The 19,708-nt window shown below is 46.7% G+C and carries 19 protein-coding genes; 16 read left to right on the top strand and 3 right to left on the bottom strand.

The genetic code is table 11. From position 1 onward, the window contains the following. Nucleotides 1–59 precede the first annotated feature (59 nt). Entirely contained in the window at nt 60–1,892 is a 1,833-nt protein-coding gene (locus KKE17_11885; protein ID MBU1710696.1) for a M48 family metalloprotease, read from the bottom strand. Nucleotides 1,893–2,022: 130 nt separating this feature from the next. Then, a complete protein-coding gene (locus tag KKE17_11890; GenBank protein MBU1710697.1) occupies nt 2,023–2,892 on the bottom strand; it encodes a J domain-containing protein in 870 nt (289 codons plus the stop codon). A gap of 328 nt (nt 2,893–3,220) precedes the next feature. Between KKE17_11890 and KKE17_11895 the strand changes: the two genes are divergently transcribed. The 3 genes from KKE17_11895 (at nt 3,221) to KKE17_11905 (ending at nt 5,992) form a co-directional block, all read left to right on the top strand. Further along, nucleotides 3,221–4,849: a glucose-6-phosphate isomerase gene (locus tag KKE17_11895; protein MBU1710698.1), complete on the top strand. Its 1,629-nt coding sequence runs from the start codon at nt 3,221–3,223 to the stop codon at nt 4,847–4,849. 294 nt (nt 4,850–5,143) lie between these two features. Beyond that, nucleotides 5,144–5,392, top strand: coding sequence for a nicotinamide mononucleotide transporter family protein (locus KKE17_11900; protein MBU1710699.1), 249 nt, complete (start codon nt 5,144–5,146; stop codon nt 5,390–5,392). Between the two features lie 306 nt (nt 5,393–5,698). Beyond that, the gene (locus tag KKE17_11905; GenBank protein ID MBU1710700.1) at nt 5,699–5,992 is read left to right on the top strand and encodes a hypothetical protein; all 294 of its coding nucleotides are present in this window, start codon (nt 5,699–5,701) and stop codon (nt 5,990–5,992) included. Nucleotides 5,993–6,365: 373 nt separating this feature from the next. Here the strand turns inward: KKE17_11905 and KKE17_11910 are convergent, their stop codons facing one another. Beyond that, entirely contained in the window at nt 6,366–7,142 is a 777-nt protein-coding gene (locus KKE17_11910) for a redoxin domain-containing protein (protein MBU1710701.1), read from the bottom strand. Nucleotides 7,143–7,449: 307 nt separating this feature from the next. Between KKE17_11910 and KKE17_11915 the strand changes: the two genes are divergently transcribed. The 13 genes from KKE17_11915 (at nt 7,450) to KKE17_11975 (ending at nt 19,639) form a co-directional block, all read left to right on the top strand. After that, nucleotides 7,450–7,737 (top strand): hypothetical protein, encoded by a 288-nt coding sequence (locus KKE17_11915; GenBank protein ID MBU1710702.1) that lies wholly within the window; start codon nt 7,450–7,452, stop codon nt 7,735–7,737. 131 nt (nt 7,738–7,868) lie between these two features. Then, nucleotides 7,869–10,037: a thioredoxin domain-containing protein gene (locus tag KKE17_11920; protein MBU1710703.1), complete on the top strand. Its 2,169-nt coding sequence runs from the start codon at nt 7,869–7,871 to the stop codon at nt 10,035–10,037. Between the two features lie 208 nt (nt 10,038–10,245). After that, a complete protein-coding gene (locus tag KKE17_11925) occupies nt 10,246–11,667 on the top strand; it encodes a sigma 54-interacting transcriptional regulator (GenBank protein MBU1710704.1) in 1,422 nt (473 codons plus the stop codon). A gap of 185 nt (nt 11,668–11,852) precedes the next feature. Then, complete coding sequence (locus tag KKE17_11930; GenBank protein ID MBU1710705.1) at nt 11,853–12,188, top strand: NifB/NifX family molybdenum-iron cluster-binding protein; 336 nt, start codon at nt 11,853–11,855, stop codon at nt 12,186–12,188. Nucleotides 12,189–12,201: 13 nt separating this feature from the next. Continuing rightward, the gene (locus KKE17_11935; protein MBU1710706.1) at nt 12,202–13,974 is read left to right on the top strand and encodes a two-component sensor histidine kinase; all 1,773 of its coding nucleotides are present in this window, start codon (nt 12,202–12,204) and stop codon (nt 13,972–13,974) included. Beyond that, nucleotides 13,943–14,335 (top strand): response regulator, encoded by a 393-nt coding sequence (locus KKE17_11940; GenBank protein MBU1710707.1) that lies wholly within the window; start codon nt 13,943–13,945, stop codon nt 14,333–14,335. The genes KKE17_11935 and KKE17_11940 overlap by 32 nt, the downstream gene beginning before the upstream one ends. Before the next feature lie 32 nt (nt 14,336–14,367). Continuing rightward, nucleotides 14,368–15,045, top strand: coding sequence for a hypothetical protein (locus KKE17_11945; protein ID MBU1710708.1), 678 nt, complete (start codon nt 14,368–14,370; stop codon nt 15,043–15,045). A gap of 460 nt (nt 15,046–15,505) precedes the next feature. Continuing rightward, nucleotides 15,506–15,832 carry a hypothetical protein gene (locus KKE17_11950; protein MBU1710709.1) on the top strand — a complete coding sequence of 109 codons (327 nt, stop codon included), beginning with the start codon at nt 15,506–15,508 and terminating at the stop codon, nt 15,830–15,832. A 79-nt stretch (nt 15,833–15,911) separates the two neighbouring features. After that, entirely contained in the window at nt 15,912–16,436 is a 525-nt protein-coding gene (locus tag KKE17_11955) for a response regulator (GenBank protein ID MBU1710710.1), read from the top strand. A 34-nt stretch (nt 16,437–16,470) separates the two neighbouring features. Then, nucleotides 16,471–16,923, top strand: coding sequence for a response regulator (locus tag KKE17_11960; protein ID MBU1710711.1), 453 nt, complete (start codon nt 16,471–16,473; stop codon nt 16,921–16,923). A gap of 23 nt (nt 16,924–16,946) precedes the next feature. Then, nucleotides 16,947–17,387 (top strand): response regulator, encoded by a 441-nt coding sequence (locus tag KKE17_11965; protein ID MBU1710712.1) that lies wholly within the window; start codon nt 16,947–16,949, stop codon nt 17,385–17,387. A gap of 189 nt (nt 17,388–17,576) precedes the next feature. After that, complete coding sequence (locus KKE17_11970; GenBank protein ID MBU1710713.1) at nt 17,577–18,104, top strand: CBS domain-containing protein; 528 nt, start codon at nt 17,577–17,579, stop codon at nt 18,102–18,104. Between the two features lie 47 nt (nt 18,105–18,151). Beyond that, the gene (locus tag KKE17_11975; GenBank protein MBU1710714.1) at nt 18,152–19,639 is read left to right on the top strand and encodes an SLC13 family permease; all 1,488 of its coding nucleotides are present in this window, start codon (nt 18,152–18,154) and stop codon (nt 19,637–19,639) included. Nucleotides 19,640–19,708: the final 69 nt, after the last annotated feature.

The following is a 19,708-nucleotide window of genomic DNA, read 5'->3' on the forward strand; positions in this document are numbered from 1 at the left end:
TGTAATGTGTTGATATTGTGTTGAAAGATCTTTATCTTCTGCAATTTTTCAGGGACCCATCACTTATCATTCTTTCGTAGTGCTGCCGGCGACCAGGCGCCGGACTGAAATTTGGCAATCTGCCGGAGATAGAATTCCCGGTTGGCGGGATCGCGGGCCATGGCTTTTTCTTCGGTTTTGACTGCCAGATTGGTGTATCCGTTAGCCCAGTAAGCTCCGGCCAGGGAGTCAAGAATGTACCCTTGAGATTTTATGGTGGAGGCCGATTCCGCAAGCTCTAAGGCTCGCGCGGGGTCGAGAAAGGATTCGTCCTCGGCAGTGATCAGCAGCCAGGCCAGATTGTTTAATACTTCGGGGTTATACGGAGCAAGTTCCAGGGCTTTTTCATAAGCGGCAATTGCCTCGCCATAGTGTTTTCTTTCAAGCTGAAGGTCGCCCAGGAGGTGACGCCACGCGGATTTTTGCGGTTCTTCGCGGATTTTCTGTCTGATTGCGGCTTCGGCAAATTTTTCCCGGGTGGGCCCCTCCATGAGGGTTGTCGGCATCTTCCACATGAAAAAGGCACCACTGGTTAAGGTGAGCAGAAAGATGAGGAGGGCGCCGTAGACTTTTCGGTGATGTCGTTTAATATGGATCTTGTTGCTCTCACATTTTTCAAGAAAATCCACCCGTTGCCCGATGCTGAAATGATGCCAGCTGGGAACATCACGGATATTGCCGCTCAGCACGCTGATCTTTTCAAGGACCCGGGTGAGGGGAGCGCTGCCGCCCATGACTGCAAGTGCATGGAGGTCGGCCTGGCGTTCAAAATTCCGCATGAAAAATCCGAACACATACCGGAAATAAACAATCATCAGAATAAATAAAGGGACGGAGCCCCACAGGGACAGAGCGGTTGCCGGTTCTTTGCCGGATAGCTGGAGGAGCTTGTAGAAGAGTTCTGAATTCAACAGCAGGTAGAGGATTGGGTAGAGGCTTATCTGGGCAAGGAGGCCGAATCCTAAGAAGAGAAAGATATACAATTGCAGGTGATACCGTTTGGCATGGCCGATTTCATGGGCCAGGACCGCCTCGGTTTCTTCTATGGACATGGATTCAAGAAGGGCCGGAGTGACCAGGAGATATCTGAATTTTTTGACGATCCCCATTATGCCTGCAGTGATGATCCTTCCCTCAAAAAGCGGCCAGAGCATGATGTTCGCATACCCAAGCCCCTGACGCTTGCAGAAATTTTCCAGATGGTCTCTGAGGTCGCTTTTGGGTAAGGGGGTGCAACCCCAGAGGCGGATGACGATTGCCGGGAAGACGGTTGCAAGTACAAGGAAAAAGCCCAGAATAATAATCGATTCCCCCCAGGAGGAGGCAAGGATTTTCTGTAAACCCGGAGATGGCGCGAGGAGCAGTAAATCAGAAAAAAAAGAAATTAAAAGCCAGGGGAGGATGATTGATAAATTGGTTTTCAGATTGCTGATAACGATTGAGCTTTTTCCGGAGGATCGCTCAAAAATACGCTGATAACTCTTAATCGATGCATGCCAGGTCAAGGAAAGATAGCAGTGAAAGAGAATGATGCCGCCGAGATCAATCAGCACCGGTAATTGTCCGGTAAATGGCAGCTTGGCAATGTAGTATTTGAAATCAAGGAAATATACGTCAATTGCCAGGGATGCAATGGCCAGAATTGCAAGTTTCTGTTCGGCTGAGAAGTATTGCGCTGCGCTCGCCATTGATTTGCCGGCAAACCATCGCCGAGCCGCCAGGTGATAAAGAAAGCCCTTCAGTACAAAGATAAACAGAGCGATATTTAATGGGGTTTGCGGCGTGTCGGGTACGGTATTTGTCGTCAGGATAAGAATTACGACGAGAAGATATATGAGATTATTGTAGATCAATGTTCTTTCCTTAAAGTTTGTTTACGGACAAGCTCTTAATGTAATTTTGGGGCGGGCCGGTAACTGTAATATAGTAATACCATTAAAGAGAACCAAGTGGGATTTTTGTTCCCGAGGCAATGCCGACGGATTAAATGCCAAAGCGGGATGTGGCAGCGAGGAGTGAGTTGTGGCGACGGTGATGGGTTAACAGTTTTTCGAGACTCTGTTCTGTCAGGATGTTGTTTTCTATGAAAAATTCACCGAGTTTCTTCTGAAGCGTTTTCTGCATAAACAGAATGGTTTTAACCTGTTTTACGTTCAACAATCCGAGATTTAACGCAGATCTGCCAAAGGGCCGGTCAAAAGTCCGGTGTTTAAGGATCAAATGTATATCATCGTTGGTCAACCAGCCGAATTTCAGGCAAAGCTCGCCGACTCGCGGCCGCATTGTTTTTTGCCATACAAGGGCCTGGATAATATTCCTGAAGTTAATTACTCCGGAATAATATAAATAATGGCCCAGCAGGAGTTTACGTTGGGGAATGACACCTTTGTAAAACGTGTCAGCCGTGCTGCATGAATTATTGAAATGCGTCTGATGGGCAGAGTCGTTTTTCTTGTTGAAAGATTGACTGTTGAAGGGGTTTGTCGGTCTGGCCGTTCTCCGCATAGTGTGCGGAGGGGTTTGTCGCGCCTGTTTTTTCCCCTGAGATGATTTTCTTGCAGTTCTCTGGTTTGATGCGGTAAGCCGGAAACCGTTTTCTCTGGCGTCCAGATATTTCAAGAGATTCTCGTAGGCGGTCTGGACGTGAGTGAAGCGGACCGCATTTCTTGCCTGGGCTAATTCTCCCCGGGTTGCAGCCATGTCCGGATGGGTCTCACGGGCCTTGTTCCTGTATGCGGATTTGATTCCCGAAAGCTGGAGGTATTCAAGGAAATCGTGTGAAAGGTCAAGGTCGAAGCCGAAAAGAATTCGGCAGGAACGATAGAGCTCGCTTTCAGCAACTATCATTGTCATCTGAAACCCCTTAATAAAGAAAAAAACAGGATCACTATATAAGATTTGAGGAAAGGGGAATTACTATGTAGTAATATATGCATAGTTTGAGTCGAATGCCCTTGATTAGATGATTTGGATAAAGGCAACAGACCATAAAAAAGTTAGTATTTTATAGCATATTCATGAGGGAAAATAAATAGTTAAATTATAGTTTCAGCCTGGAAGGCGCGTGAAAAAGGTGGATTTCCGGCAAATCAATCCTCCCGGAATTACTTGATTGTCTCTCAAAGCCGGATTTGAGAGGTGGAGGTAGTCCTCAGGGATTTTTTTTCAAGGAGTGAGCGAGATGCAGACAAACAACAAGGGCCTGAGTGATTTGGCGGTTTTCACAGAATTGCAAAAACAGGCGGCATCACCCTATGATCTCACCGTTTCCGGGGCCCTGCGCCCTGAAAGGGTCTCTTCCTGTATATGCCGGGCTTCCGGCCTTGATGTATTATATGGCACCCAGCGGGTGGATGATGCTGTCCTTGAGAACCTCCAGAAAATTGCGGATGAAAGTAATGCAGTGGATCAATTTCTCCGGATGAAAAAGGGTGAGGTGATTAATCGCATAGAGGGCCATGACAGTGAGAATCGAATGGTTCTGCACACCGCCATGCGGGATGTCTTTGCTGACCAGCCGTACAATCTCGAAGCCACTTCCAAAGCCAGGGAGGAACTGGATAAGCTTGCATCGTTTCTTGATGATCTTGAAAACGGACGTATCAGGAATGCAAAAAATGAAACTGTCACCGGGTTAATCAATATTGGAATCGGCGGCTCCGACCTTGGGCCGCGGGCGGTTTATCTCGCCCTGGAGGCCTATCGGCTTCCGGAAAGAAAGGTGTATTTCATCTCCAATGTCGATCCCGATGATGCAGCGGAAGTTCTGTCAAAAGTTGATTTATCAAGAACCATCGTCAATGTCGTCTCAAAGAGCGGCACCACCCTGGAGACCCTTACCAATGAAGAGTTTGTCAAGGTGGCCTATGTGAAAGCGGGGCTGGATCCAGCCAGGCATTTTGTCGCTGTTACCGGCAAGGGCAGTCCCATGGACAATCCGGAAAAATATCTCCGGGCTTTTTATATGTTCGATTATGTCGGCGGTCGGTACAGCGTCACTTCCATGGTGGGCGCGGTAATGCTGGGGTTTGCCCTTGGGCTTGAGGCCTTTATGGAATTTTTAAAAGGCGCTAACAGTATGGATATTGCTGCGGAACACCGGCAGATCAAAAATAACCCCGCACTGCTGCTGGCGGTGCTTGGAATCTGGAACCGGAATTTTCTGGGCAACCACACCCTTGCAATTCTTCCATACAGCCAGGCCCTGGTGAGATTCACTGCCCATCTGCAGCAATGTGACATGGAAAGCAATGGCAAGTCCTGCGCAAGAAATGGTGTTCGAGTCAGCCATGATACCGGGCCGATTATCTGGGGCGAGCCAGGCACCAACGGTCAGCATGCCTTTTATCAACTTATCCATCAGGGGACAACCGTTGTGCCGGTGGAGTTTGTCGGTTTTCGGGAAAACCAGCGGCAACAGGATATTTTAATTAACGGCACCTATTCCCAGGAAAAACTTCTGGCAAATCTGCTGGCCCAGTCAATGGCCCTTGCAACCGGAAAAAACAGTGATAATCCTAACCGGGAATTTCAGGGGAATAGGCCAAACACTATTATTCTGGGCGATAAACTTGATTCGTTTTGTATGGGGGCGCTCCTTGCCTTGTATGAGGCAAAGATTGTATTCCAGGGGTTTATCTGGAATATAAATTCCTTTGATCAGGAAGGCGTACAGCTGGGCAAGGTGCTGGCCAACCGGCTGCTGGACCATTTTTCCGGCCTGCGTCAGGATCAGGATTATAATGGCGAAGAGGATGACCCGCTCGGCTGGGCGATGATGAAGGCGGCCGGGGTGCTTCCGGGTAAATGAGCTGCGACTTCGATCTTAACTTGGTAACCGGGGGCGGAGCAGTAAAGTTCGTGCTTATCCCTTCTCGGCGCCTGACCTTGTGGGGCAGCGAGCGGGAAGGGTCTGATTGACTTTTTTACCTACAAGATGGTTTATTATTTCCTGCGTGGTATTCTTCTCTTTTGTGCAACCAGGACGACAGACTTTTCCTGCGGCTTGGGACCTTGGTTTTTGAGCTGACGTCCCTATCCTTTCGCAAAGTTCATGGACGTTTATAAACGATAATTTTTTTTACTACTATTTTTGAGGAGAGACATGTTTGAGTGGATTCTTACTGCTTTAAGCCTCCTGGGTACCTGGTACAATATCCAGAAGAAAGTTGCCGGCTGGTATATCTGGTCGGTTTCCAATGTGGGCTGGGTTATCTGTTTTACTATGAAGGGCATGGCTGCGGAAGCCACCCTTTTTGCCATCTATCTTGTTTTGTCAATTTACGGCATCATTAAATGGGGCGGATCAAAGTCAAAAGGGCAGGGTAATGCCCGGGCCAAAGACGGCGCGTGAACTATTGTATTCATTGACTCCGCAGGCCGCATCGAAGAATTATGATTATTTCAACTCCGTAGGTTGCATTACTTTTCCGCAAGATTTTTATTCCTCTGAAGTGTTATCCCCCGGTCATGGAAATCATTGTAAATGTTATAGGCTCCCTCGTGGCATCCTGTTTTAAGCGCCCTTGCCTGTAAAAGTAGTAAAGATATTTTGAGAATTGCCGATAGGATATATAAAGGCGTTGTTTATCTTAAAATCTTTACAAAGTGTTTGGTGGTTCAATGATCCCAGTAAACACGATGAACAAAAGGTGCAGTTGTGAATATTTTAGTAAGGAGCATTTCAGATTCGTTGAGGGAAAAAAGGGGAGAACACATTCCCAGCGCTAAAATTTTAAAAGGTGAGAGGCGCAAGTCATCACTTGATAGGCGTCATTCGGTCCAGGAAGGTGTTGTTGTTTTTCTCTCTAGTATGAAGGATAAAAGAAAGCGGCAGGAAAGACGAACAATCAACGAAATTGTGGTCCCCAGGACCGGCATGGAAAAACAACAGAATGACAAACAGGAGCCGGAGCCCAAAGCAACTTTTTCGGATTACTTAGCTATCGTCTGAAACAACAAAAGAAATTATTATGAAGCCCGGATTCGTTCCGGGCTTTTTTTATTTTAAATGGCAATAAAGTTTAAGTCGCCAGAGTTTTTCTTCTTTAACTCCGAACGGTCAGCCATCCAGGAGGGAAACTCCCCGCTATTTGAAAAATCAATGAGCGACAGGGAATTCTACAAGACGTTTTTCCCTTACAAGTTTGTCGGCATTGTAAAAAAGCACGATGCGGACGCGTGTTCCTCTTATAACTCATTGAAATTATTGGGGGCGATAATTGTCGTCCTCGCAAATAAAGCTCCAGCTACGCTATGAGTTTGTAAGTCTTCGATTTTCTATATATGAAAGACTTCCTTTGTGGGCGACTGAAAGGTTGGTCTGTTCAGATCCGACTTTTTACCAGTTCGTTAAGTTTGATCATGCACACCTTGCCGTTTGTTGAATCAGGGATGAGATCCATTCCCCTGAAAAGCATGTTTTCAGCGGTTTCAATATCTCCCAGTTCCACAAGTATGCACCCCAGTTCAATATAGGGGGGGCCGAATTCGTGGTCTGCGGCAATGGCCTTGTGGAAAATTTCAGCCGCCGCTTCGGACCTGTTTCGCTGAACAAGGCTCATACCGTAATTAAATTGGGTTTCGGCCTTGTTTCTCTCAGGTGTTTTATGGGTCATTTCCGGATACAGCTCGTTGTGGACCTGTTCTTTTGTTTTTTCATTGAGCAGCACCTGGATTTTCCCTGCGAGAATTTCGCTCAACCTGCGGCTGTAGCCAATGCCGGCAGCGATCTTGCCGTCTCTGGTGACAAAGAGAATGGAAGGCATGATAAAGGCACCGAGTTCATTGAATGCATAGTTCTTTGGGTCAGTGCAGGCCATGAAAGTTGTTTCGGCATTCTGGAGTATCTCATTGATTACCAGCGTCGGATTGTTCTGGATATTTACTGATACCACCCTGATATTTCTGTTTTGATAAAAATTCAGTGATTCCTGGATATTGTTGAGAATTTTTGTGGCCCGTTGTTTTTTTTCAGGGAGGTCTGCTCCCCAGAAAACAAAAAGCAGCGCCTGGTCGTCATTTCCACTGAAGCGCACCTCTTGCTGGTTGTGAAGATCTTTGAAAACAAGTTCAGGAAGAGAGTCCCCGGGTTTTATATTCATGAAAGGAAATGAAAAGGCAGGATTGGCGGTTGCTATCCCCTGAAAAAGGAACAATAGTATTTGCAAAAAGAATATGGAAAGGTTCTTATTCATAATCTTAATAATTATTACTAATAGCTCTTCTGCTGTCAAGGTTCTTTCTTGAAATAAACTATACTCCGGAACGTTCCGGGATTCTTACAGATATTGGTGCAGAGACATAATAATGAAGATGGGCAAAGGTTTTTTATCTACCTAAGGGTCAGCAACTTTTTGTTACAGTATCTTCTGTGGGGAATTGTTAAATGCTAATGGCAGGGGTACAGGTATGAAACTGTTAGTTCTTTTTTTGAGTGTCGCGACGCTCTTGATGTTTTTTCCGTTGCAGGAAATTTCTGCTGAAAATAGATGTGGTCCGCTTCTTGAAACACAGTGCGAGCAATGTCATTATAAGACAAGAATCTGCCAGTCTCTGGGGAAGAAAAGTAAATGGAAATGGAGAAATACTATCAGGGCGATGGTCAAGAAGGGCGCGAAACTCACTCGAGAAGAAGAAAAGATTCTTGTAGAGTGCCTGCACAGTCTTCTTCCAGGCGCAGAGATTGCCTGTAAGTAAAAAAATCTTGAGGATGGCCTATGGCCGCGGAGAATTAAATGTTTGCACCTATGATAATCCGGATACTTACGATTTTAGCAGTCCTTTTGCAGCCGATGATAACCTCAGCCGGAGAAAGGGGGAATGAAATCATGTCTTCTACTCAAAAAGATAATACTGCTGCGGCCTATGTTGCGCGGCAACTGGCATTGGGAAAAAAATCCAACCGGCTGATTAACGAGACCAGCCCCTATCTTCTTCAGCACGCATTTAATCCGGTTAATTGGTTTCCCTGGGGTGATGAGGCTTTTGAGCAGGCGCTCAAGGAGGGCAAGCCGGTCTTTCTTTCCATTGGTTATTCCACCTGTCACTGGTGTCATGTAATGGAGCGGGAGTCATTTGAGAATCCTGATGTTGCGGCGATTCTCAATAAGTATTTTATCAGTATCAAAGTCGATCGTGAAGAACGGCCGGATATTGACCGGATTTATATGGAAGCGGCCCAGGCTCTCACCGGCAGCGGCGGGTGGCCGTTATCGGTGTTTGTCACCCCGGACAGATTGCCGTTTTATGCGGGTACGTATTTCCCGCCGGAAGCAAAGTACGGCATGCCGGGTTTTGCCGATCTGCTCATTGCCATCAATAAGGCCTGGCATGACGACCGCCAGAAACTTCTCGACCAGGCTGACAAGCTGGTGGCAGCGATCAAGCCTGAACGTGATCCTCAAAATAAAGAACCCCTGACCGAGTCGATATTGCTCAAAGGATTTCAGGATTTTGCCGGTCATTATGATACTGAAGACGGCGGGTTTGGCACCGATGCCAAATTCCCCAGGCCGGTGGGATTGAATTTCCTGCTGCGTTTTCATAAAAGATCGGGCGACAAAAAAGCTCTGGAAATGGTGCTTACAACGCTCAAGAAAATGGCTGCGGGTGGCATTCACGACCATATGGGTGGCGGCTTCCACCGCTATACCGTGGATGATCAGTGGCGAGTGCCGCATTTCGAGAAAATGCTCTATGACCAGGCCCAGCTTGCCGTGTCCTATCTTGAGGCTTATCAGATTACCGGGGAATCCCTGTTCAAGGAAAGCGTCGAGGATATCTTTGGGTATGTACTGCGTGACATGACCGATCCCAACGGTGTTTTCTTTTCAGCAGAAGACGCCGACAGCCCCCGTCCGGAAAATCCTGCGGAGCATGGCGAGGGTGCGTTTTATGTGTGGACTGCCAAGGAAGTCGACCAGATACTCGGCAAAGATGAGGCTGATGTGTTCAGTTTTCACTACGGCGTCAAGAAAGATGGAAATGTATTGAAAGATCCTCATCAGGAATTTGTAGGAAGAAATATCCTGTATGAGGCGCAGTCCCTTGCCGAAACAGCTGCGCATTTTGGCAAACCACCCGAAGAAATAAAACAGAAACTCCATGAAGCGCGCCGAAAAATCATCAAAAGGCGCAACGTGCGTCCGAGGCCGCATCTGGATGATAAGGTGATCACCGCTGAAAACGGCCTGATGATCAGCGCCTTTGCCAAGGGCTATCAGGTGACCGGCGAGGAAAAGTATCTGGAGGTTGCCCGGACGGCTGCGGCATTTATTCTCAAGGAATTGTATGATCCCAAGCAAAAAACCATGTTTCGCCGGTTTCGGGCAGGTAAATCGGGCATTAACGGTATGCTCGATGATTATGCATTCTTTATTCAGGCACTTCTTGATCTCTACGAGGCATCGCAGGATTTTTACTGGCTCAAAACAGCTGCGGATTTGACCGTCACCCAGATAGCATTGTTTTCTGATAAGGAAATGGGTGGGTTTTTCGAATCGGCGGGGAAAGATACTGGCCTGCCCATTCGGGTGAAGTCTGATTTTGAAGGGGCAGAGCCCCTGGGCAATTCAATTGCCGCAATAAATCTCCTGCGCCTGGCGCAGTTTGCCGACAAGGAAGCATGGCGGGAGATCGCTAAAAATACTGTTACAGCTGCTGCTGCAAGGTTACTTGAAAATCCTTCAGCCATGCCGCAGATGCTTGTTGCCCTTGATTATTCTCTGTCAAAACCAAAGCAGGTGATAATTCTCGGGCACCTTGATGCGCAAGACACTAAGAAGATGCTTCAAGAGGTGCGCAAGCGTTTTCTGCCGGGAAGTATTCTGATGGTGGTTGATCCGGAGAAAAATCAGAAACAGCTGGCGGAGTTTCAGCCCGCTCTAGAATGGTACGCAATGCGGGATAACAAGGCCACCGCCTATGTCTGCGAGAATTTTATCTGCAACAAACCGGTCACCGAAATCAAGGATTTAGTGAAAATGCTTGATAAGTGATCATTGGTTTCTTGTTCTACTGTTGGCACTTGATGTAGCAGGTAGTTTTTTGCTTAATTGGTGGCACTTCTCGCTACGGTTTGAAACGTTTTTCCCGTAATTAAGTATAATTTACTTGATTACGGTTTTTTTTTGTGTGATTCTGGGACTGAAAGGATGCCTGTGTCTTGAAATGTTTCATGGTGGTTGATGGGGGGACAGTGTATTGATGCCTGCAAAAGAAAAACAATCTAATCCTCAGGCAATAAGCGCCATACTCAAGGGTATGGATTTTTCAGGATTTGTCGACTCGATCCCCCATGGGGTGCTTCTCCTGGATTCGAACCTCCGGGTGCTCGCCGTCAATCAGGTCATGGAGGCGCTTACCGGTTATTCGCGGGAAAATGCCTATGGGGTTCGAGGTGAATACATTATTCGGAGCAGTCTCGGGCAGGAGGGAGATCCTGTAGGAGAAGTGTATCAATCCGGTGTGGCAGTTACCATTGAGGCGGATATTATCAATAGGAATCGCAAGAAAAAGCCTGTTCGGTTTACGATTTCGCCGCTAAAAAGAGCAAGTGGTGAAATTGCCGGAGTTGTTGTTTGTCTTGAAGACATATCCCTTTTAAAGGATCGGGTTCATGGTTTTTCAAAATCGGAGAAGATAATCGGTCATAGTCGCAAGATGCAGGAAATTTTCGAGTTGCTGCCGATTATTGCCCGAACTGATGCATCGGCATTGCTTACCGGTGAAACCGGCACGGGAAAAGATCTGTTTGCCGAGGCGATCCATCTGGCTTCGAAAAGGTCGCCGCAGCCATTCATTAAAATCAATTGCGGCGCTCTTCCTGAGGCGCTGCTCGAGTCCGAACTCTTCGGGCATGTTCGCGGCGCTTTTACCGGGGCTGACAGGGACAAGCCCGGCATGTTCAGGCTTGCCCACGGCGGGACGATTTTTTTGACCGAGATCGGTGATCTGCCGCTGCCGCTTCAGGTGAAACTGCTCACGGTGCTTGATGATAAGGAGTTTTTCCCGGTGGGGGGATCAAAGAAGGTCTGTGTCGATGTCCGGATCATTGCCGCGACCCATCGTGATTTAAGGGAGTTTGTCCGGCTGGGCAAGTTCAGGGAGGATTTATTTTACCGGCTGAATGTCCTGCATCTGCATATTCCGCCGCTTCGGGAGCGGGAGGATGATTTCAGGCTCCTGGTCGATCATTTTTTAAGGGAGTTTTCCGGGAAACTAAATAAGGATATCAAGGGGTTCAATGTGTCCTGCTTTGAGAGGTTGTCATCCTATTCCTTTCCTGGAAATGTTCGCGAGCTCAGAAATATTGTGGAATATGCAGTGAATATCTGTCAGAGTCGTACCATAGAGCCTGCACATCTTCCGAATTATATTTTTTCAGAGGAGCTTCAGGTTTCAGAGGAGGCGAATAGCAAGACTTCTGAAGGGGCCAAGTTCGAGGGGGAGGCAAAACCTGTCGGCGGATTCAGGGCTTCCGGGCCTTTGGCTTGGAATGAAATGGAAAAACAGATGATCATTGACGCGTTAGTCAAGACCGGTGGCAGGCGGATAGAGGCTGCAAAAATACTTGGCTGGGGACGAAGCACCTTGTGGCGCAAATTAAAACACCACGCTCTTGCCTGAGGGCGATTTTGCAAAGAGTCAAAACCGGGATTATCGGCCTGAGTAATTTCTATAAATTAAATAAGGGATACGCGTCGGTGTCGGCCAGCAAAACAGCCGACGATTGTCAGATAACAGGACGATCTGACGATTGAAAGAAACTCGTGCTTTTAGCGAGACCGACAATTTAACAGGTTTTACTTCTTATGAAAATTCTCGTTACAATTCATGAAAATGATGTTGCAGCCCGATTTGATTTAGCGACGGAGGTTCTCATTGCCGAAGCAATCGAAGGCCGCATTCTTGGCGAGCCTAGGATTATTCTTCTTCCTCGGGCATCCGGAGACGAGTTGTGCGGCCTGTCCGTAAAGGAAGATGTTTCCATTGTTATTTGTGGTGGGGTTGAAGGCGCTCATTTCGAGTATCTCATCTGGAAAAAAATAACCGTTTTCGATGGCATTATTGGGCCATATTCCGAAGCACTGGACTGGGTGCTGGCTGGTCGTTTGAAAAACGGCACTATTCTCCCCGGTTCAAGATGACAGGGGGCACTCTATGATTTATCTCCTGAAAAAACTTTTCAAGTATCTGGTCATGGATACCTTTGAGGCTGCAAGGCCTTTTACGGTAGGCAAGCGTTATAAGCATTTCCGCCGTACCCTGCTTTTAATAATGACGGTGATCACCATGACCCCCCTTGTTGTCGCCGCGACCCTGAGTTATTACCAGTATCAGGTTCTCCTGGAAAAGGAATTTAAGAATCATATCCGCTGGAATGCGGAGAGTGCCGGCAGGACTATAAGTGCATTTATTGAAGAGCTTCGTTCGGTAATCGGGTTTATTGCTGACGAGTATAGTCATGAAGACTTAGCCGATCAAGAATTCCTGAGCTCACTATTTTCCCGACTGAAGCATAAGCGCGGCCTTGTTGACTTGGGATATATTGATCCAAGGGGCATTCAGCAAACTTATGCAGGGCCGTATGAATTCCGGGGGAAGGGGTATCGCAATATGGTGTGGCTCAAAGAGTCCATTGCGCGCCGGAGTACGGTCAGTGAAGTGTTTATGGGATATCGTAAGATGCCTCATTTTGTTATCGCTTTAACGAAAAAAAGGCCTGGTCTGGAGGAATACTGGGTGCTCAGGGCCAGCATTGACGCCGAGACGCTGGGGCAATTTATTGGAACAATTGATACGGAGGCCTCTGATGATATTTTTCTTATCAACCATGCGGGTGAGTTGCAGACCTCATCCCGTTATTTTGGAAAAGTGGGGGATACGTTTCCACTGGAGAGTCTTCCTTATAAAAGTGGTGTGACTCTGAAGGTGGAAAAGGGTGATTCTTTTACCAGTCTAAAGGCCTTTGCCTATATTGAGGGAACTCCGTGGATTCTGGTCCTTGTCAAGCGTGGGTATATCCATGAGAGAGTATGGTCCTCATTCAAGATGGAATTGATTGGTATAGTCTTTATAAGCGCTGTGCTGGCATTCATCGTGATTTTGCGAACAGCAAATATACTCGGGAGTCGTATTCGGGAGGCGGACGAAAAGCGCGAGGCCATGCTTTCTGAAGTTGAACATACAAGTAAGCTTGCATCAATAGGCAGACTTGCTGCCGGTGTTGCGCATGAAATTAATAATCCCCTGGCGATCATCAGTGAGAAGGCGGGGTTGATGCATGACTTTCTTGAAATCTCAGGAGATTTTCAATATAAAGATAATTTTTATGGTCAGATCGGCGGTATTTTAGATGCGGTGAACCGTTGCAAGGTTATTACTCATCGGCTGCTGGGTTTTGCAAGACGTATGGATGTAACCCCGGAGTTCATATTACTTAACGAGGTGGTCCGGGAGGTTTTGAGTTTTCTTGATAAAGAGAGTCTGTATCGCGGCATCAAATTCGAGTTGGAACTGCAGGAAAATTTGCCAAAAATCCAGAGTGACAAGGGGCAGTTGCAGCAGATTTTGTTAAATATCATTAATAATGCTATCGATGCACTGGAGAGAGGCGGAAGGGTCGTCATTGCATCCTGCAGTTATGGTGAGGCGTTTGTTGGGGTTCGTATTTCAGACAACGGCCCCGGGATATCCGAAGAAAATATGAAGTATATTTTCGAGCCGTTTTTCACGACAAAAACCCATGGCGAGCATAAGGGCACAGGGTTAGGCCTTTCCATAACCTATGGCCTTGTGAAAAAGCTAGGTGGAAAAATTTCTGTAGAAAGTACTCTCGGTGTTGGCTCGACTTTTAACATAATGTTGCCGATTGAGTTTAAGGTCGGCCTGGATGGTGAAGATGGAAGCGATACGGGTTTTGTTGGTGGATGATGAAAAAGAGTTTGTTGTTACCCTTGCCGAGCGTTTGAGATTGCGAGGTTTTGACACAACTCCGGTGGTTTGTGCTGAGGATGTTTTCGCTCTGATCCGCTCGGAAGGTTCTCCGGACGTTGTTTTGCTTGATTTGAAAATGCCGGATATGGATGGGATGGATGTTTTGGCAAACATTAAGTTGTTCGATCCCTCCATTGAGGTCATCATGCTGACCGGTCATGGTGGTGACCCGGAAGGGGTTGGAGCGAAGAAGGGTGGTGCCTTTGAATATATCATGAAACCGATAGATATTGCCGAACTGATGGTCAAGATCAACCAGGCTGCAGCGCAACGTCGAAGGGGTTTGTCTGGTTCGTGAAATATCCCGGTTGGCAGGAGGGTGTCTTGAGTATGGATAGCAGTAAATCGCTGAAAGATCTGCAGTTGGCTTTTGTTGGCAAACTCCTCGCCGGTTATTCACATGAGTCTAAAAATCATCTGGCAATCATCAAGGAATTAAGCGGTTTGATGGATGATTTGCTGAGCATGGAAAATCAGGGTGAGGACAGGGGGAGGCAGCGCTATCACGAAATAATGGCAACGCTAAGGGATCGGGCCACTCAGGCGGCTTTCAGGGTTGGGCATCTCAGTCGTTTTGCTCATCGCATGGATGAACCGCGCACTTCTTTTAATGTCAATGATATATTGGAGGAGGAATTATCTTTGCTTGGCTGGAAGGCAAAGCAAAAGGAGATTCGGCTGGAGGCATTTTTTGCAGATAACCAGCTGCCGTCAATTTACAATAACCCATCTCTCTTGCAGTATGTGGTTTTTTGCATCGTTGTCGACTGTTTTGAAAGGTTTGAGGCAAAGAGTTGTATTCAGGTTTCAACTATAAGCAAGGGGCAGTCAGTCTGCATAGAATTGTCGTGCAGTGGTTCCTGGAAATCCGGGAACGGCAAGCGGGGTTCCCTCGTTCTCTCAAGTATGCTGGGCGATGCACTGAGCGAACTCGGGGCAGGACTTTCTGCAACGGTAGATGAAAATGGCAAGGCCTGTTTCAGTGTAACTCTCTCTTCCCTGGTTTGAAGTAACTGTGTTCAAGTGGACAATTCTTGTCCGTCTATGGCGCCGGCCCTTGTGTGCAAAGGCCTTGCGCATCTTTCTGCAACTCAAAAAACATCATTTCGCTCTAATGTTTTTCACCAGTAATTCGGTGATGGCATAAGGGGTTCGTATAATCGGATGTGGTTCATTTTGAAACATTGTAGAACGTTATGGTATTTTCGAATAACTTGCAGGAGTTACTGGCTATCCTGCTGGTTTTACAGGTATTTTCTTTGGGTGTTTTAGCTTTAATGTCCCATATTGTTTCTTTGTGGTTCTCCTTCAGCCTCGGAGGTTTTTGTTGTGAAGGTTGACTTAAGTAGCTGTAGTTATGTTCTTTTTCTTGAGTGTCGCCGCGGTGGCATAGTAGTTGCATTATTTATCTGCAAAGGCATTAATCTCAAAGGCCCTAAGATTTCTACCACCAACAAGGAGGCCCGTTATGGAAACTAAATTATTGAGATTTGAAAGAAAGATGGTTGAGGCATTTGATAACATGATGGTGGCTGCAACTTTTGCAGAGGCGGGGGAATGGGATACTGCCAGAACAATGATTCCTGCAGCAAAGGTCAGCGCCAAGGTAAATGTGTGGGATCAGCTCTTTACGGCAATTACCTTTGCTGAAGGAGGGCTTTTTGACGAAGCGCGACAGATAATAACCGGCATGGAGAAATGTGTATCAAGAAAACCATTGGATCTGGTCGCCCTTGAACAATTGGGGCTTAGGAAAATTCATTTAGTTTATGGGACGATGTCGGTTGAGTGCTGAGACGAGATTCGAAGAAGGCTTGAATTCTGTATAGTTTTCGGAGAAAATTAATTCCAACTCGTGTCCGGAGAGTGGACATATGGATGCAAAAATCCTTGTTGTTGTTAAGGATTCAATTTTCAAGGATGCCCTGAGGGAAAAATTAGATAAGCGGGGTTTTTCGGTTATAGCTGTTAGTGAAAGAAGCGCAGCTGTTGAAGCAGTTGCTGGAAATGAAATTGATATCGTATTGCTCGATATCAGAAATCAGGGCAAAGAAGCCATGCAGACCATGACAGAGATGAAACAGGCCAACCCGACAGCAGAGGTCATCATGTTGGCAAGTGATTTTGACATATCATGGTCTATGGAAGGGATGCGGCAGGGTGCTGCTGATGATATCACAGTACCTTTTGAAATTGACAAGTTGATTTTTAAAATTCATGAGATTTATAGACGAAAAAAATCGCGAATTTCTTTTAGAAAATTAAGGTCATTTCTGGGTGTTATTGAAAATGCCATGGTAGCGGCAACCTTTGCACAAGCCGGAGAGTTTGAGACTGCAAAAGAGATTCACGGTAGAACTGAAGATGACAAATCAGGTAGCTCCGGGAAAAGAGACTAAGTTCTGAAATGATTCAATAAACGGGAGGTATTCCATGGGTGAAATGAAAGTATTGATAGTTGATGATGAAGAGTCTTTTGCCAGGACTCTATCCGAACGATTGAATATGCGGGAACTTGAAACTGACACTGCTTATAATGGCGAAGAAGCTCTGGGCTTTGTGGATGATAAAGAACCTGATGTCATGGTGTTGGATTTAAAAATGCCGGGGATTGATGGCATGGAGGTGCTCAGGCGTGTAAAAAAGAAATATCCACATTTGCAGGTAATTATTCTTACAGGGCATGGAACGGATAAGGATGAAGATGAGGCAAAGAGTCTTGGGGTCTTTGATTATTTGAATAAGCCCATAGAAATAGAAATACTCGTAAGCCGAATTAAGGCTGCATACCAGGCAAAAATAAATACAACCATGACAGCGGTTACCTTTGCTGAAGCAGGAGAATATGATACGGCCCGTGAAATTTTAGAAAATTCGGATAAGTAGTATTTTAACATAAGGAGAAGGCAATGGCCGATCAAATCAAATGTAACGTTTTGTTGGTGGATGATGAGGTACAGTTTTTAGATGCGCTTTCCCAGCGGCTGGAAATCCGTGGTCTTTCTGTTGATACAGTCAAGGATGGAGAAGAAGCCCTTGCCAAGATAGACGAGAAGCCCTTTGATGCCATAGTTTTGGATTTGGCCATGCCCGGCATTGACGGTATTGAAACATTGAGGTTGCTCAAGGAAAAACAGCCCGATCTGCAGATCATAATGCTGACAGGTCATGCTACGGTTAAAAGCGGGATTGACGCAATGAAAATGGGCGCTGAGGATTTTCTGGAGAAACCTTTGGATTTGAATGTGCTTCTTGAGAAATTAACTCAAGCGAAAAATAAAACAATGCTCCTTGTCGAGAAGAGCCGCCAGGAGGAAGTAAGGAAAATTATTAAAAGTAAAAGCTGGTAAGCGTCTATCTGTTTTTTGGTGTTGAAGCGCCTGCGAAATCCATATATATCACCATCGGAATAATTTTAGGATTTTCTGAAACAGGAGACGTGCGTCTTCGTAACGGCTTACGAAGTGCTAAGGTATTTTTGAAACCACAGTTTCTGAATTCAAATAGTACTTAATAAACATTTCATAAGGAGAAAACTTGTGACTGCTGACAATCATCCGGTCGTTAAGGACTATATCATTCCTCTGGCAAGATATCCGCATCTGAAAGAAACGCAAACACTCCATGATGCCGTGCAGGCGATCCAGGAATTCACCTGCGGCGAAAATAACCGTCTGAGATATTCAGAGATGCTGGTTGTTAATGAACGGAATCAACTTGTGGGGCGGCTGTCCATAGAGAATATTCTTGAGGGCCTTGATAAGCGCCTTGTGGAAGTGCCGAAGGTTAAAGGCTTTGAAGGAAAGGGCGGTGAGTATCCCAACCTGTCGATTTTATGGGAAGATTCCTTTTTCATGAAGTGTACGGAAAAAAAGGATGAGCAGATCAAGGGTTTTATGACGCCCACAGACAGGTTGGTCAAGGGGAGCGATTCCCTGCTCAAGGCCCTGTCCATCATGTTGCACACCAAAGAGGTTATCCTGCCGGTTTCTGATCAGGAACGGATTATCGGTGTCATCCGGCTTGAGGAGATTTTCAAGGCGATATGCAGCGTTTGTAAGCTGTGATTTTTTTTTGCCCAAAAAGGGAATGAAAGGAGATGAGGTGAGGGGTCATGACAAATTCTAATGCTGATGTGAGTGTCGCGATGAAAAACGTGCCGTTTGACTGGAAACGCTTACTGTTTCTGTCCATAGGTGTCATAGCATTCTTAGGTGTATATTATTCGCCCCTGTGGCCGGATGCCGTTGACCCCATGGGGGAACATTTTCTTTTAACCAAGGAGGGAAAGGGCGCTCTGGCGGTTTTCTGCCTGGCGGCGACCTGGTGGGTCTTCGAAGTGGTTCCCATCGGAGTCACCAGTCTCACCATCGGCATGCTGCAGGCCCTTTTTTTTATCCGGCCTGCCAAGGTGGCCTTCAAGGATTTCATGGACCCGTCGGTTCTTTTTATTTTCGGTTCCATTGTTATCGGTATGGTTTTCACCAAGACCGGCCTGACCAAACGTGTTGCCTATAAAATGCTCTCCATTGTCGGCGAAAAGACCAGCATGATATACCTGGGTTGTTTTGTGCTCACCGCCGCTCTGACACATATCATGGCTCATACCGCGGTTGCGGCCACCATGTTCCCGTTGCTGATGGCCATATACGCACTGTACTCCGACGAACAAGGTCCCACCAAATTCGGTAAAGGGCTGTTCATCGGCATGGCATATGTGGCAGGAGCCGGCAGTATCATCACCCTGCTGGGTGCAGCCCGTGGTGCGGTGGCCCTTGGATTTTACAAGGATATCACCGGAGTGGATATCAGTTTTTTCCAGCTTACCTACTACATGTTTCCCATCGGTTGGGCCTTCACTTTTCTGCTGTGGGGCTTTTTCATGCTGGTCTGTAAACCTGAAAAGAAAGTCATTCCCGGACTCAAGGAAAAAGCGAAAAGAATGTACATAGAGCTCGGCTCCTGGTCCACCAAGGAAATTCTGGCCTCTCTTATTGTTGGTCTGACCATTCTGGTCATCTCTGCAAAGGCCTTTGTTCCGGCGTTGGAGGGACTTGACAAGACCGGTATTCTCCTTATCTCAACTATTCTTTTTTTCATCGTCAATATTCTGGACATCAATGATCTGGAAGAGATTCCCTGGAACATTATTCTGTTGTTTGCCGGCGCCATGTCCATCGGTTTCTGCCTGTGGGAAACCGGCGCTGCAAAATGGATGGCAGTCAACTGGCTCACCCTGTTCCAGAGCGCCCCGGCAATCGTCTTCATCCTGGGCATGGCATTTTTCGTGATGATCATGACCAACTTCATCATGAACGTTGCGGCAATCGCCATTTCCCTGCCGGTGGCACTGGTAATCGCTCCCTATCTCGGAGTTGCAGGTGAAGTAATTTTATTCTCCGCCCTGGTTGTTGCCGGTATGCCTTTTCTGTTGCTGGTAGGTGCGGCGCCCAACGCCATTGCGTATAACTCCAAGCAGTTCACCACCGGAGAATTCTTTGCTTACGGGATCCCTGCCAGTATTCTGCTTATGGTGGTGGTCTGGATAGCTGTTCAATTTGTCTGGCCGCTTATGGGCATGGAGGTTTATCTGCCCAAATAATTAATTTTGAGATATAACATGCCAAGGCGGCATATACTTTACTGAATATTTCAATAGAAGGGAAAGAAC

Source organism: Pseudomonadota bacterium, from assembly GCA_018823135.1.
Lineage (GTDB): Bacteria > Desulfobacterota > Desulfobulbia > Desulfobulbales > CALZHT01 > JAHJJF01.

Bases quoted from the DNA above. Each gene is read 5' to 3' on its own strand.
- KKE17_11890 (MBU1710697.1), bottom strand. From the start codon at position 2,892: ATGACAATGATAGTTGCTGAAAGCGAGCTCTATCGTTCCTGCCGAATT.
- KKE17_11975 (MBU1710714.1), top strand. From the start codon at position 18,152: ATGACAAATTCTAATGCTGATGTGAGTGTCGCGATGAAAAACGTGCCG.
- KKE17_11940 (MBU1710707.1), top strand. From the start codon at position 13,943: ATGGAAGCGATACGGGTTTTGTTGGTGGATGATGAAAAAGAGTTTGTT.
- KKE17_11930 (MBU1710705.1), top strand. From the start codon at position 11,853: ATGAAAATTCTCGTTACAATTCATGAAAATGATGTTGCAGCCCGATTT.
- KKE17_11900 (MBU1710699.1), top strand. From the start codon at position 5,144: ATGTTTGAGTGGATTCTTACTGCTTTAAGCCTCCTGGGTACCTGGTAC.
- KKE17_11950 (MBU1710709.1), top strand. From the start codon at position 15,506: ATGGAAACTAAATTATTGAGATTTGAAAGAAAGATGGTTGAGGCATTT.
- KKE17_11965 (MBU1710712.1), top strand. From the start codon at position 16,947: ATGGCCGATCAAATCAAATGTAACGTTTTGTTGGTGGATGATGAGGTA.
- KKE17_11895 (MBU1710698.1), top strand. From the start codon at position 3,221: ATGCAGACAAACAACAAGGGCCTGAGTGATTTGGCGGTTTTCACAGAA.
- KKE17_11910 (MBU1710701.1), bottom strand. From the start codon at position 7,142: ATGAATATAAAACCCGGGGACTCTCTTCCTGAACTTGTTTTCAAAGAT.
- KKE17_11915 (MBU1710702.1), top strand. From the start codon at position 7,450: ATGAAACTGTTAGTTCTTTTTTTGAGTGTCGCGACGCTCTTGATGTTT.
- KKE17_11945 (MBU1710708.1), top strand. From the start codon at position 14,368: ATGGATAGCAGTAAATCGCTGAAAGATCTGCAGTTGGCTTTTGTTGGC.
- KKE17_11920 (MBU1710703.1), top strand. From the start codon at position 7,869: ATGTCTTCTACTCAAAAAGATAATACTGCTGCGGCCTATGTTGCGCGG.
- KKE17_11955 (MBU1710710.1), top strand. From the start codon at position 15,912: ATGGATGCAAAAATCCTTGTTGTTGTTAAGGATTCAATTTTCAAGGAT.
- KKE17_11925 (MBU1710704.1), top strand. From the start codon at position 10,246: ATGCCTGCAAAAGAAAAACAATCTAATCCTCAGGCAATAAGCGCCATA.
- KKE17_11935 (MBU1710706.1), top strand. From the start codon at position 12,202: ATGATTTATCTCCTGAAAAAACTTTTCAAGTATCTGGTCATGGATACC.
- KKE17_11960 (MBU1710711.1), top strand. From the start codon at position 16,471: ATGGGTGAAATGAAAGTATTGATAGTTGATGATGAAGAGTCTTTTGCC.